This window comes from Microbulbifer maximicatervae (SeqCode) (assembly GCF_052467065.1).
In genome coordinates, this window is record NZ_CP174299.1 from 3,042,454 (window position 1) to 3,056,423 (window position 13,970).

At 42.8% G+C, this 13,970-nt stretch carries 9 protein-coding genes; 1 reads left to right on the forward strand and 8 read right to left on the reverse strand.

Annotated elements, in window-relative coordinates; translation table 11 throughout:
- The first annotated feature begins 21 nt into the window (after positions 1 to 21).
- On the forward strand, positions 22 to 1,707 hold the full coding sequence (locus tag ACJJI1_RS13505) for an ABC transporter permease (RefSeq protein ID WP_444956971.1): 1,686 nt from the start codon (positions 22 to 24) through the stop codon (positions 1,705 to 1,707).
- Between the two features lie 6 nt (positions 1,708 to 1,713).
- Here the strand turns inward: ACJJI1_RS13505 and ACJJI1_RS13510 are convergent, their stop codons facing one another.
- From ACJJI1_RS13510 to ACJJI1_RS13545, 8 genes are all read right to left on the reverse strand, one after another.
- Positions 1,714 to 2,778, reverse strand: coding sequence for an ABC transporter ATP-binding protein (locus tag ACJJI1_RS13510; RefSeq protein ID WP_444956972.1), 1,065 nt, complete (start codon positions 2,776 to 2,778; stop codon positions 1,714 to 1,716).
- 493 nt (positions 2,779 to 3,271) lie between these two features.
- Positions 3,272 to 3,979 carry a hypothetical protein gene (locus ACJJI1_RS13515; RefSeq protein ID WP_444956973.1) on the reverse strand — a complete coding sequence of 236 codons (708 nt, stop codon included), beginning with the start codon at positions 3,977 to 3,979 and terminating at the stop codon, positions 3,272 to 3,274.
- A 1,820-nt stretch (positions 3,980 to 5,799) separates the two neighbouring features.
- Entirely contained in the window at positions 5,800 to 6,129 is a 330-nt protein-coding gene (locus tag ACJJI1_RS13520; protein ID WP_444956974.1) for a hypothetical protein, read from the reverse strand.
- 835 nt (positions 6,130 to 6,964) lie between these two features.
- Positions 6,965 to 7,645, reverse strand: a complete 681-nt coding sequence (locus tag ACJJI1_RS13525) for a DUF6629 family protein (protein WP_444956975.1) — start codon at positions 7,643 to 7,645, stop codon at positions 6,965 to 6,967.
- A gap of 651 nt (positions 7,646 to 8,296) precedes the next feature.
- Entirely contained in the window at positions 8,297 to 8,977 is a 681-nt protein-coding gene (locus tag ACJJI1_RS13530) for a DUF6629 family protein (protein WP_444956976.1), read from the reverse strand.
- 886 nt (positions 8,978 to 9,863) lie between these two features.
- The gene (locus tag ACJJI1_RS13535) at positions 9,864 to 10,277 is read right to left on the reverse strand and encodes a putative signal transducing protein (RefSeq protein WP_444956977.1); all 414 of its coding nucleotides are present in this window, start codon (positions 10,275 to 10,277) and stop codon (positions 9,864 to 9,866) included.
- A gap of 1,399 nt (positions 10,278 to 11,676) precedes the next feature.
- Complete coding sequence (locus ACJJI1_RS13540; protein WP_444956978.1) at positions 11,677 to 12,561, reverse strand: TolB-like translocation protein; 885 nt, start codon at positions 12,559 to 12,561, stop codon at positions 11,677 to 11,679.
- A gap of 635 nt (positions 12,562 to 13,196) precedes the next feature.
- Positions 13,197 to 13,613 (reverse strand): DUF2314 domain-containing protein, encoded by a 417-nt coding sequence (locus ACJJI1_RS13545; protein WP_444956979.1) that lies wholly within the window; start codon positions 13,611 to 13,613, stop codon positions 13,197 to 13,199.
- Between the last annotated feature and the right edge of the window lie 357 nt (positions 13,614 to 13,970).

Consider the following 13,970-nt stretch of genomic DNA (forward strand, 5'->3'; position numbering starts at 1 on the left):
GAGCTTTTGATTCCTTAATCCATGCTAAACCGAGCAAACTTATCAGCTTCCCGCTGGCTGCTATTGGTAGCTACTATCTCCCTACTGGTAGCTCTGCCAGTGCTATCCATTTTTTGGTTGGCATTTTTCCCTGAAGAAAATATCTGGCCGCACCTGGTGGACACGGTGTTGTTTCACTATGTGTCCTCCACATTGATTCTGGCTGGCGGTGTCGGTTTGGTAACACTGATAACAGGCGTGGGCAGTGCCTGGCTGGTGAGCATGTGCCAGTTCCCCGGGCGTCGTTTGTTTGAGTGGGGGCTGTTATTGCCGTTTGCTGTTCCCGCCTATGTGATTGCCTACGTTTACACGGACTTGCTGGAATATGCGGGCCCTGTGCAAAAGTCCCTGCGCGCCTGGTTTGGCTGGCAGACAGCCAGGGATTACTGGTTCCCGGAGATCCGTAGCATGGGTGGGGCGATTGCCATGCTGTCACTGGTGCTCTTCCCTTATGTCTATATGCTCGCGCGAGCAGCCTTTATCGAGCAGTGCGGCAGTATACGTGCCGCGAGCCGGTCATTGGGCTGTACGCCTTGGCAGAGCTTCTTGCGCGTATCCCTGCCAATGGCACGCCCGGCAATTGCGGTGGGTTTATCACTGGTGTTGATGGAAACCCTGAATGATTTCGGCACCGTGGACTTCTTTGCCGTACGCACCTTGAGTGTCGGGATTTACGATACCTGGTTGAGCCACGGTAATTTAGGAGGCGCGGCACAAATTGCCTGTAGTACCCTGATTTTTGTTGTTCTGTTAATTACGCTGGAGCGAATGGGGCGGGCGAGACAAAAGCATTTTGTACAATCGCCAAATTCCCAGCGTGAACGCTATGTATTGCGCGGCTGGCGATCCGGTGTGGCCCTGTTGTTCTGCGGGTTACTGTTGGTGGCCGGTTTTATTATTCCCCTGCTGGTTCTGGGAAGTTACGCACTCAGCAACTTCTCCAGTTATTGGAGCGAAGATTTTATACAGATCGCCAGCAATAGCTTGTTACTGTCAATCGCAGCGGCACTGGTCTCTGTACTGCTGGGCCTGCTGTTGGCTTACGGTAAGCGACTGCAACCCAAAAGATCCGTACGGGTCTTGGTCGGCTTTTCCAAGCTGGGTTATGCAATGCCCGGGGCAGTACTGGCGATTGGTGTCCTGATTCCCCTGGCCGCTTTTGATAATGCGGTGGATGGTTTTTTACGTGAACACTTTGATATCTCCATAGGGCTGCTGTTAAGCGGCAGTATTTTCGCCATTATTTTTGCCTACACAGTGCGCTTCCTGGCAGTGTCCACAGGGGCCATAGAATCCAGCCTGGAGAAAGTAACCCCTTCAATGGATCGCGCTGCCCGCTCCCTGGGGCGCAATAGCTGGCAAACCCTGTGGGCTGTACATCTACCTTTGGTGCGTACAGGCCTACTAACGGGGGGCTTGGTGGTCTTTGTGGATTGTATGAAAGAACTGCCGGCGACTTTGCTACTGCGCCCCTTCGGCTTTGACACCCTGGCGACTTATGTTTACCAGTTCGCTTCCGATGAGATGCTGGAACGCTCGGCCCTGGGGGCTTTATTGATTGTCCTGGTGGGGTTGATACCGGTGATTTTACTAAGCCGTTCCATTGGTTGGCGCAGAGGTGAGGAGCGCACAGCCGTGGCGGACTCAGAAGCGCCCGCCCTGTCCTGATAGCTTTTATCGGGCCTGGTCAAACACCAGAGCAGAGGAAAGGTGCAGGGGAAGTTTATCACCGGGAGCCGCTTGAACATCTGCATTCAAAGCGGCCTCGACAGTTTCCCCTGCGGCTAGCTGAAAGCGATAGCTCACCTGGTTGCCGAGAAAATTCTTTTCCACAACCTGAGCCATCACAGCACCGGGATGTTCGCCTGCGGCAATATCCTCACTGCGCACAAACAGTTCGAGCTGATCTCCACTTTCGTATGCGGCTGTCGGCACCTTCACTTCCCCTAGAGGGGTACTGATCAGGCCATTGCCCACAACAGTACCGGAAATGATATTCCCTTCACTAACAATCCTTGCAACTGCCAAGTTTCTAGGTGTTTGATAAGTGTCTTGAGGGCTGTCCCACTGCTGTAATTGGCCTTGGCTGAGTACTCCCAGCTTATCTCCGGCAATAAAAGCCTCATGGCGGTCGTGGGTAACAATAATTGCAGGGATCTTCTCTTCGCGCAGTATATGGCGGACTTCGGCGGCGAGACTGCGGCGCAACTCGGTATCCAGGTTGGAGAAGGGTTCATCCAGGAGTAACAGCTTGGGGCGCGGTGCCAGTGCCCGAGCCAGAGCGACACGCTGCTGCTGACCCCCAGAGAGCTGGTGTGGGTACTGTTGCCCGAAACCTTCCAAGCGCACTAACTTTAGCAAAGACTGGGTGCGGGATTGCCGCTTGCTTTTCGGCATTGACTGGATACCGAAGGCAATATTCTGTTCAACGGTAAGGTGTGGGAAGAGGGCGTAGTCCTGAAATACCACCCCAATATTCCGTTGTTCTGCGGGAATCTGTAATTCAGGAGAAGAGATTACTTCTCCAGATAGCTGAATATTCCCCTCAGCGATTGGCTGGAAGCCGGCAATGGCATGTAGCAGAGTTGTCTTACCGCAGCCGCTAGGGCCCAACAAACAGGCAATTTCTCCCGCTTGTAAAGCAAAGGAAACCGATTCGATAACTACCTGCTCACCGTAGCGGCACTGCAAGTCTTCAATAGTGAGTATGGGATGCACGAGTTTTCCAATAGTTTGCATTCTCGACACTTCAAGCAATTTTTAGAGGCAAAGCTGAAGATGGGATCCATAAACAGGTAACACAAAGCGTAGAGTCGCCAGAAACAAAATTTAATAGTGTGGTGAAGCAAGATATAATCAAAAAAATTTTTCGTAAATATATCTAGGGTTAACCAGAACTAACAGCCATTATACATATATTGAATATAACTTTGATAGCTCTTTATCTAGGGCAATGCTCATAAATGTGGCCTGATTTACCGAAGCTATTACAGGCGGAAATCGAGTAATCTGATAAGCTGTTAGCGCCTGCCATTTGAGCAGTTAGGAAATAAATGTTTGTACCCGCACTTATTTTGATAGGTGATTACCTTGGCTTAAGATGAGGGGGAAGTTTTGAACACACTGATTTTTACATTGTTTTCTTATCGATTTCAGCGAGGATAAAGAAAGACAGTTCCAATTAATAATACCCTAAGTGCCGACCATTCGGCACTTAGGGATTTGAATGACCCTATTGACTTAGGTTTATTCCGGCATAGTACATAGAGTCTAAAAATGGGGTTATATCTACGTCATTAAGACTGACACTCATAGCTTCCAGTCCGACGTGAGCCAATTCAGTATTTGTACGATTGATCACACTAACTACTACTTCTTTAAGAGCTTCTTTCATTAGTTTATCGACATTCGTAGAGTGCAAAACACCCATTCCTTCATTTTCTCTGCTGACTTCATTGAATAACTCATTTGCCAATATAACTCGGCCTTCTTTGTCAGACAGAGTCAAAACTAGTGAAACATGTCTTCTGCTTGTTACTGTCACTAGTCCAGTTTCATTTTCAAACTCAAAATTTAATATTTTACCTTTTAAAGAATAAGAAGGAGAGGTTGATCCCTCACCTTTAAAGGCGTCAACCCCCACCATCTTAAAATCTTTAATAAAAACATCTTGCAGTATTTGGGCAACTGGCTGGTACTCAATGCCTTCATACTTTAGGCCAAACTTCCAAGCACCTTGCTTGCCTATAAAGCTCTTTGATTTTTCATCATTTTTATCAATCCAAGAGCGTGAATCCTCAAATTGATAAACAGCTAACTTTGTGCCAGAGATACCGTTGTGTTCTAGGTTAACACCTGGCTCGTATGTGGCTACCAGAGTTCTAGTACATCCGCCCAGCATAATAATTGCTAAAAAAATCGATGTGATTTTTAGTTTCACTTTAAACTCTCATAGTATATTTTGATTAATGTTATAACATTTATCTAGTGACTAACTTGACCCGCTTTAGCCTCCGTCATTGTTTTGTTGTACTTTTAAACTCTCCGTGTTGGGGGAGGGTAAAATATACAAAATTTGTACGTTAGTGATAAATTTTAAAATGGCCATAGCATTGCGGCAATTAAGTTACAAATGGCGCGGGCTCGCGGATTCTAAAGACTTTCCCCTCAAACTTCCATATTTTCACGTATTAAGAGTGAATAATTCATGCCCCATAAGTCAAATAACAAATTCCCCAGAGATTTTCTCTGTTGCTAAATATGATAGGCGTCCAGAAAGCTGGTTTGTGGTCTTGCGCAAGCGTCCAACCTCCCCGCAGGTGTGATCAGCACCGTGTTAGTTCAAAATGAGAGGGGTAGTTGAGTGCTGGAATTTGATGTGGCTTTACAGTCTCCCTAAGGCTTTACTGTGCTATTAACGATTTACATTAGAATGATTGGAAAAAATTTCTAATAAAACATTATTTTTGTGGGTGAATATTGCCGAAAGGAAAGGTGTATATTTGGTGCAGAGAAGGCCGTCGCATAAGATGGTCTTGCCCACAAAAAGTGGAAACTTTGACTATGCGCCTTTGCGTTCATATCCTACTGGACTTTCATAGCTTAATATAGAACACCTACGAACCCTAAGATAGAAAATCTCATTGTATTCAAACATCTCGGATTTTGCTTGCTTTTGGCAGTGACTGGATACCGAAGGCAATATTCTGTTCAACGGTGAGGTGTGAGAAGAGGGCGTAGTCCTGAAATACCATCCCAATTTTCCAATTCTCTGTGGGAATCTGTTTTCCACGAGAGGAAATCACTTCCCCGGATAGCTGGATATTCCCCGCTGCGACTGGTTGAAATCCAGCGATGCGTGTAGCAGCGTTGTCTTGCCACAACCGCTGGGGCCCACAAAAAGGCAATTTCCCCGCCTGTAAAGCAAAGAAGACTGATTCGATAACTACCTGCTCACCTTAGCGGCACGGCAGGTCTTCAATAGTGAGTATGGGATGCACGGGTTTTCCAGTAGTTTGGCCTGTAAACAATTTGGGCAGCTACTGGGTCTAGTTCCTGATCATAGCTATCACCAAACTGACCGATAGCCAGTCCAGAGTGATGCATACTTTTAGTTGTGCAGCAGTGTTTAAGCGAGCCTAATCCCGATTATACCATTAGCCTCAGTATTTGGTGCGTGTACTGGACTGTGATAGATTTCGAGTGAAGATAACAGTACATCACATACATTGAATGCTTCAGGGAGGGATATCTTCGCTGGTCGTTCATCAATACTGAGGTCGATATGAAGAGCGCAATCTTCTTTTTATATGAGGAAAATTTGAAGCGAAAATTATTTGAAGGGGCTAACCGAACTTCCGCTAACGTTTGTTGACCAATTATGGTCTAGTATATTGCTTTACCGCCAGGAATTTTTGTCACTAATTCTTGGAATTATTCATGGTGTTTAGGATGGTTGAGCTTATTTGTTCTAATTTCTTTCCATTATTGAAGCTCAATCGATAACAAGGTAAAGTGTAATTTACTCGAACCTAAGCACCAATGTATTGGCCAGCATTAAAAGTTATTTACATTAGACAAATAAAAGGGATAGGTATTTCACGCTTGGAGATGATTTTATTGAAAAATAGAATTGAGTTTGTTATATGGTTATTGGGTAAAACTCCTTACAGGTAGGAGATTGCCTATTGTAGATTTTCATGATGGGTGGCGCGAGGCCAGTAGCCACAAGCTACCGGCATACCCGCTACATGATGTGAGTTATTTAAAAATCACAGAGCTCAAATTTAAGTATGATCCTTGGCAATCGTAGTAACTTATTTGTATTGATTTATCTGCCATGTATGCAGAAAGTAGGAATGACAACCTCCCTTCATAGTTCTCAGAAGTTTCTAACATTACAAATGTCTTGTTATTGGTGCAATCCAAATTACTAATACTGGGATCATTTTCAAATCCGCTTAATTTTACATATACACCATTGGTTTGAGCTTTCAGATCTTCTATCTTATGAGCTTCAGTAAATGCAGCATTGCCCAAAAGTGGAAGTAAAAGGGCTGCTGTTGCCAAGAGGCTTCTAAGGATGGACATGTTTTTCCTATACTATTTCAATGGTTGCGTAGCGAAATTATAAAAATCAGGCCTTGAAAAATCTTTTATTCCCGGGGCTTCACTAGATAATAATTTCAGGTGAGGCTAGATGATATCATCTAGCTATACTTGTTGGAATATTTTGAAGTGTTTTAACTCGCAATATTCCATTAATGATACAGCACAATGGACTAAGCTGAATAACTATTCTTAGTCTCAAATCTTATTTTCCATGTAACTAGCAATAAATCAATTATCATTGGTAATAATGCTCCATAGGGGGTGCTCAATAGCAGCCCCTTAACACATAAAAATGATAGGATCCTCAATGCTATCTGCCCGTTTTTTAGTCCTATCGGTATCTGAGCACCAATTTGTACAAGTAAGGTGTGTCGGTATTCTTTGTCCATCTCCGGGTGACGGTAGTTTTTGAGATCATCATCCGGTGACACCTAAGGGTGCATTATCTGCAACGCGCTAAGAGTTCTTTAAGAAACGGTTTCTTTTTTTGATAAGAGTATGCTTTTTCAGTCGAATAAATAAAGGTAGAATTTCGCTTGTTTAGTTTTTCCTAGGTTTAAATATTTAAGGCGCTCTTCGTGGGCGAGTAAATTGATTCTCGCCTTCGGTAACTGGTAAAGGAAATATTTGTTATGGTTTTCTACTGGGTCGACTTATTAAAAAAACAACAGGTATAAAAGTAATAAAAAGCCTAAAAGACATAAATCGAATATTCATTTTAGATGAAGGCCTGAATGGCAACAGTCTCAATCTGTGGGAATCCACAATTAATGTGCTTAGTACTGCCTGTTAACGCCTAACTTCGTTGCCCCAATTATGAGGGTTGTTTTTCTATTTTTGCTTTATAATAATTTATTAATAGAAAGTAAATCCATAAGGTCGATATCGCAGCAAAGAAGCACCAGGTTGATACCCATGTTTCGCGTTGAGTGAAATAGACGATAACACCTAGTGTCATGACAAGCGCCCAAAACTTCCTGAAAATTCTATTGCTCGATAATAAAAACAAAAGGCCAAGCATGGAATAAATAATATGTCCGGCTGTAATGGCGAACAAGCTGTAATCGGATGTGATATAGCATAAACTATGTCCGCATACACTCGTTTTTATCAAGTGTCTTGGCCCTGTTTCTAATAGGATCGGTACCCAAAGATATAAGCCAAAAATAAAACCTATGATTATTAATGTAATAAAGAAAATTCTTTTCCATTTTTTTGTCTCAAGACTAAAGGCAACGATTGGTATCCAGACAAGCCAAAAAAATAGAGCAAAAAATAAGTAAAAAATAGAAGACGCTGCCGTCAGTGACACTAAATTTTCATTGTATCCAATCCATACTAGCCCTTCACTTGCTTGCTGTAACGCAAAAAGGAGGGGGGTAACTGCGAGTAATAAATAGGTTTTATCATTTTTCATAGCATGTGTTGTACACAAGGCACCACCGACAATAAGCAGAGCCGCTGATCCGAACGATGCCGTGGCTGAAAAACACATAATGATTTTCTCTATATGTAAGATATTCTAACTTAAGCCAAAGCCATATAATTTGATATGCAACATAACAATATCCTTAGCGTAGAAAATCAGTTGATTTTGCTATTTTGTACTAAGCTTATGAATTAGTCTGTGATGACTAGGTCTACTTTAACGTTTTCAATTCACCTTATGAGTTAAGTCTATAAAATTCGCAAAGATACATTTAGTTTGCCTTTGGATATTGATGCTTACAGACGTAAAGCCTATTTCGATAGGGCCAAGCCCAGTGTAATACTAATTGGATAGTTGCTGTTCTTTATTCCACTTATCAAAATTGGTCACCTATATAAGCCTTGGGTTAAGGGTTACTGGTTGAATGCTAGAGTGATGATGCTTCCACTAAATTGGGGGATTTATTCTAGTCGGTACTCTCCGGTCATTCATGTTGAACTAACTAAACGGGGATCTCCAATGACTAGGACGTAACAGAATTTCTGGACGTGTCACGACTAAAATCCGATTTTTGCATGTTTATTTGAGTATTAAATACCCCCAATTCTATTAGTAGCGCTAATGCTTCTTCGACCGGAAATTATTTGTTGTCTGTTTTTACGAATTTTCTATTGCTCATCTTTAGAGTGCCAATCTATACATACTAATATACTGCGATCATGAAGCTTGTTTTTTCATCTTTGCTTTAAAATCATTTATTAATAGGAAATAAATCCATAACGTTGATATCGCAGCAAAGAAACACCAGGTTGATACCCATGTTTCACTCTGAGTAAAGTAAGTGATAACACCGAGTAGCATGACAAGTGCCCAAAATTTTCTAAATAGATGATTGCTCGATAACAAGAATAAAACACCTAGTAAAGCATAAATGCTTTCTCGAACTGTGACGGGTAGTAAACCATCTTCGGATAACTCATAACATAAACTATGTCCACATACACTTGTTTTTATTATGTGTCTTGGTCCTGTTTCCAATAGAATAGGCACCCAGAGATATAAGCCAAAAATAAATCCTATAATAATTAATATGATATAAAAATTTCTTTTCCATTTTTTTGTTTCAAGCATATAGGCTACAAGAGGTATCCAAGTAAGCCAGAAAAAGAAAGCAAAAAACAGATACAAAATAGAAGCTTTTGTCGTTAGTGAAATAAAATTTTCGTTGTACCCAATCCAAACCATCCCTTCACTCGCTTGCTGTAACGCAAACAAGAGAGGGGTAACTGCGAGTAATAAATAGGTTTTATCATTTTTTATAGCATGTGTTGTACACAAAGCACCACCGACAATAAGCAGAGCTGCTGATCCGAACGATGCCGTGGCTGAAAAACACATAATGATTTTCTCTATATGTTAGATATTCTAACTTAAGCCAAAGCCATATAATTTGATATGCAACATAACAATATCTATAACCTAGAAAACAAGTTGACTTTGCTAATTTGTACTAAGCTTATGAATTAGTCTGTGATGACTAAGTCTACTTCAACGTTTTCAATTCATATAATGAGTTAAGCTGAAAAGCCTAATAAGGCTATATTGAGTTTACTTATGTAGGCTGATACCTACATAAGTGAAATCTATGCCGAGAGGGTTAAACAAGTCAGTGTAATGTTGCTGTGGTGGTTGCATTATCTATCCAGCTAATCAAAGTGGGTCTCACTTTTGCTTCTTGGGATTGGCATTTACGCTTAACAGTCTTAATACGTCCTTTAAATTAAATACATTGGGGGTATTAATCCTAGCGATACTCACCGGTCATTTACGATGAGCACATTTATCAGAGATCGCTATTAAATCGTTGATACCAGAGTAATTGCCTTTTACTCAAGACATCTTAGATTTCAGATGTGTGCCCCGAATAAGCCTATCTACCGTAAACTAGAACTGACAGTCATAGGTTTTCAATTCCATAGCCCTCGGTATCCTTGCCATACTTTACGACTCACTTTGGATATTGCGGATAGGGCTGGCAATCACGTCCATTTAATTCCTTATTTTTTCAGATGATCGGCCATATAAGAACGATCAGGGTGTTTAAAATGATGTTGTCTTGTTCGCGGTGATTGTAAATGAGGCAGCCAATGTCTAAATCAGCGGCTTGGCCGAATGGATATACCTTATTTGTTTAGTCTAAAACACATATTCAAATCAATAGGCTTTTAACAAAGAGTATGGGGCGGGGCATTGACGTCGTGTTCAACATTAATGGGTCATTATTTTATGATCGCTGATTATCAAGCTTTTGGAAGTGGCCGCAGTCCTTGCACTTAACTCCATGTTGATAGAAAAATAAAGGCATCCCCAAAAGTAGGAAAACCAAAAATGCGGGCTTTTTCCCCTTGGTAAACGGCTCGACATTTCGTGATGAGCAGGACTCGCATACTCTTTCTTCATCATGCCCTAATTCTTGGTCTACAAGAATGGAACGGTCTTGATTTAGTATTTTATTGGCTTCATCAAGGTCTCTTTCCGACACTTGAAGCCTGACTCCACCCATAGCATTAGAATATAGCCACTGCATATTGACTGTGTGCTCATCTGCAATGAAAGCGTGTATTCCTTCAGACTCAAGTCGTGCTTTTGCAATCTGCGCTTCATATGGAAATGAGAATCTAGCAACGGTTACTAGCAAGTGATCACCTTAGCGCTTAACGTCTTGAGCTGCGGGACGAAGTGTCTGAAAACTTAGACGTGTTATGTTTTTATAGCCCACTAAGGAAACCCCACAACTTACCCCAGCGTTCTAGCTTTTGATCAGCGCTCAATAGCCTCGGCTGAACTTGAATAGGGTCGCCAAGTTGATCTACACCTTTCAATAAGTTGAGATTTACTGCTCCACGAAGCTGGTTATTTATATTGCAGCCTACGGCTAGCAGTTGATTACAACCTTTGCAATGGTAGAAAACTGCTAGCTGATCTCCATTTTGATTAGTTGAAATTCCATCGCCAATGAAAACCGTAGACATAGTTGGGTCACTTATAATTGGGTAAGGATTGGCTTGGCAATAACTGCAATCGCAAATGCGCGGATTCAAAGCTTCGAGCGGCTTTGCTAACTGAACTTCAATATGCCAACGGTGACATTTACACGATCCCTTAAAGAGCATAAAAATTAGTTCCAATTATGATGAAGCATAATGTCTATATAATGGGCAAGTGCAGCGGCTCCAGAGCTTTATCGCACCTGCCACCGTAAGGACCGTAGCAACGAATGCCTGGTTCATTTGATTGTAATGCCGCTCAGCTTGAACAGGACACATCGTTTGCCCCCCCAACAACAATTACGAAGTTGGTGAAAAACTCACTCGCAGTGAAGTAACCATATTCCCCAGACAAATCCACACCAGAGTTCAAAGCAATTGTGTATTTGTAGCTTCCATTATTTTGCTCAATGACCGGTAAATTGTCCGGGACTCATCTGGTGCTACAGCACCAAACCTAAGTCTATTGCTTGGAAGCTGAACAACTGCCGAGTCTACCTATATTCCACTTTGGTTCTTGATCATCACATTCGGCATCACCCCAAAGAAGCCTATCTAACACCAATAATCAGCAATACAGCGGTAACTAGTAAGCAATATCTTCTCTTCAAAATCGGATACTCCACAGAACGGAATAATACCCGCCAGCAGTGGCCGCAGAGAAGTGGAATTTCCTCTGGCTGAGCTTGGATTACTGGAATGAAAGCCCCTATAGCAAGATCGCCGTTTATGGCTTCCATTAAATGCCAACTACTAACGAATGGCAACTACAAGACAGCGAGATTCTGAGGGAAATACACCCTGGAAAAGTTACGAGCTGACGAACAGAAAACGATATAAGGCTTGACCTGTAGGTGAGGTCGTCAGGGACACCAAAACTACATGATCGTGAATGCGGAGGTTGTATTATGAAATTTCATATTCTTATATAGCGAGCTACTATAAAGCTATCAGTGTGGCCGCTGACTCATAAGAGAGTAGTGTTGGAGCCGGTAGTTTGAAACTATCGGCTACCCGATTTAGGCTGGCTGTATCTTTGTATTGCGCGGATTAGAATTTGGGTCTGTGTTTTTCGATGATTTGCGCATCTACCCAATAGATATCGCCCTCAGGATCGACACCGTCTTCTCTCTTAATGGGGTTGTGATTGAAGAACAGATACTTACCGTCTGGTGACACATACGCGCTGGCCTCATTACCGGCGGTGTTTATGGTATCTCCTAGGTTTATTGCCTTACCCCAGGAACCATCTTGTTGGCGGAAACTGATGTAGAGATCTTTGTCACCGTAACCGTCGTCTTTTTCGCTGTCCCAGATGAGGTAAGAGCCATCGGCGGCAATGAAGGGGTGGGCTGTCCACTTACCAGAGTTGATATGCGGCCCCAATAATACAGGTGGTTGTCGCTTGCCGTTGCTAACGGTTGATATACGTAGCACGTCATTGCTCTTATAGTCGTCAAACACTATGGTGCCATCAGCTGATGATGTCAGACGCATGATGCCCCAATCTTTGCGGTCGAACATCGTCCCCATACTTTTAATATCTGACCAGCCTGATTCGGTACGCACCATGTACTTGTTCCCCAAGTGCATGGTTTTGCCATCTGGGGCAAGTAGAGGGCGGCCGACCCTTGGGCCAACAACGGATTCGTGCCACTGGTTACCTATCTGCTTGAAACGAATGAGCAACCACTTTTCAGTGTCGACATCCATTCGGCTAAAGTAAAACTCGGTCATATCTGGTGTGAAAGAGCCGCTATAGTCACGATGCCGGGTTGCGACATAGCCCGGCGCGAATATTTTGGGTGTTAGTCCCGGTGGTGTTTGCCCAAGGTAGGGGCCTTCCAGCAGGGGAAGTGCTTCTTGGCTACAACCGTGGCTACTCACCTCAAGAAGAGAGATCAGGAGTGTGATAGAACTACAAAAATGCTTCACAGCTTGTCCTTGTTTTTACATCAACGAATAAATGAACTGCGGGCAATTTAATCAGTTCGACATGAAAACACCTGAAGTACTTATGATTTTTAAATGATTTTGAGCTGACGGCACCAAACTTTTAAACCTAAAGAGCACAAAAACCGACACACTTGGCAAAAGTAAAGACCGGCAGCTGGGTACTGTAGACTGGACAGCTTTCAAATATCTAGGGCAGGAAGGTCATGGGAATCCGTATCAATCAGCTGTCCTTGAAAGAAGGATACTAGATGGAAGCGCTTACTGGACAGAAGTCTTCAGTCTAGGCCATCACATAGTGCTTCTACCGAGGCAATAAAGTCGCCTCTCGCTGCTGTGCCGAGAGTACCCACTCAGGATGTTCCAGCGCCAGCACGAAGCTTTAAGCACACCAAACTCAACTCCGCCATATCAATGTAAATCGACCACCAGCTAAAAAATTTAAGTCCTGAGAAATCGTTGGGCGAATATGGCTTGGAGGTGTGCGAAAATGGTTAGTTGTTTAACGATTCATTACTGGGTGGCCGATATGAAGTTAGAATTTGCTGCGGCTGGAGTGTGACGTAAGCTGTCTGGTCGCGATAGCAACAAATAAAATTCGCTAATAAGACACTTGCCTATTCAATTGGCTCATATGATGAAATTCCAATATATGAGTCATATTCCTGTTTTTCTTTTTCCGAACCAAGCTGTTCTCTTGTTACCCGCAAGGTGTAAGCGCCTATTGTATGCCCGTTTTCAATCACCATCCAATCAAATACATCTTCTGGATCGAAACCAAGTCGCTCACCTACTTGATGCCACTTTGTAAGCTCTTCTGGGACTTCGAAGAATACTCCTGAAAGGAAGTTTTCTTCGGCATGGAAATATACATTTGACAGCCAGAGGTATAAAAACTGGTCTTCTCCAAGCTTTTCAGATAAATCCGGATATCTAAACCTTAGCTTTGCTGCGTAAATGGCTTTAGGACCGGATTTCACAAGATCAATGAAATCAGTAATAGTGTTCGATGCTTGAGCGAATGCCTTAAGCATTTCTTGATCTTAATTATGCGTGTTTCTGAATAACGGTTCGATCATTATCGATTTTTCCTTGTCTGCTAGCGCCCAGTATATCAGCGACCAAAACAGGGCGAAGTAGTACGTAGGCAGTCCGACTCAGTGTTTTTTTAAGAGTGTACGAGCTATTGTTTGTTATATATTTTGTACATATTAAAACTGTCTGGCAGCAAATAAGCCCGCTATAACTATTGCAACAAGGCCGGTGGCACTACACCAAAAACCATGACTATTGCCGTTATAACTATCTAGATAGAAAGTTTGTTTTGGTGAAGGTTAGCGGCCGAGAGTGATTAGTTTACAGATGGGCCAGCCAATCCAGTAGCAGATGGT

Coding starts and splice junctions, on each gene's coding strand:
- ACJJI1_RS13505 (WP_444956971.1), top strand. CDS start 22: ATGCTAAACCGAGCAAACTTATCAGCTTCCCGCTGGCTGCTATTGGTA.
- ACJJI1_RS13510 (WP_444956972.1), bottom strand. CDS start 2,778: ATGCAAACTATTGGAAAACTCGTGCATCCCATACTCACTATTGAAGAC.
- ACJJI1_RS13520 (WP_444956974.1), bottom strand. CDS start 6,129: ATGTCCATCCTTAGAAGCCTCTTGGCAACAGCAGCCCTTTTACTTCCA.
- ACJJI1_RS13525 (WP_444956975.1), bottom strand. CDS start 7,645: ATGTGTTTTTCAGCCACGGCATCGTTCGGATCAGCGGCTCTGCTTATT.
- ACJJI1_RS13530 (WP_444956976.1), bottom strand. CDS start 8,977: ATGTGTTTTTCAGCCACGGCATCGTTCGGATCAGCAGCTCTGCTTATT.
- ACJJI1_RS13545 (WP_444956979.1), bottom strand. CDS start 13,613: ATGCTTAAGGCATTCGCTCAAGCATCGAACACTATTACTGATTTCATT.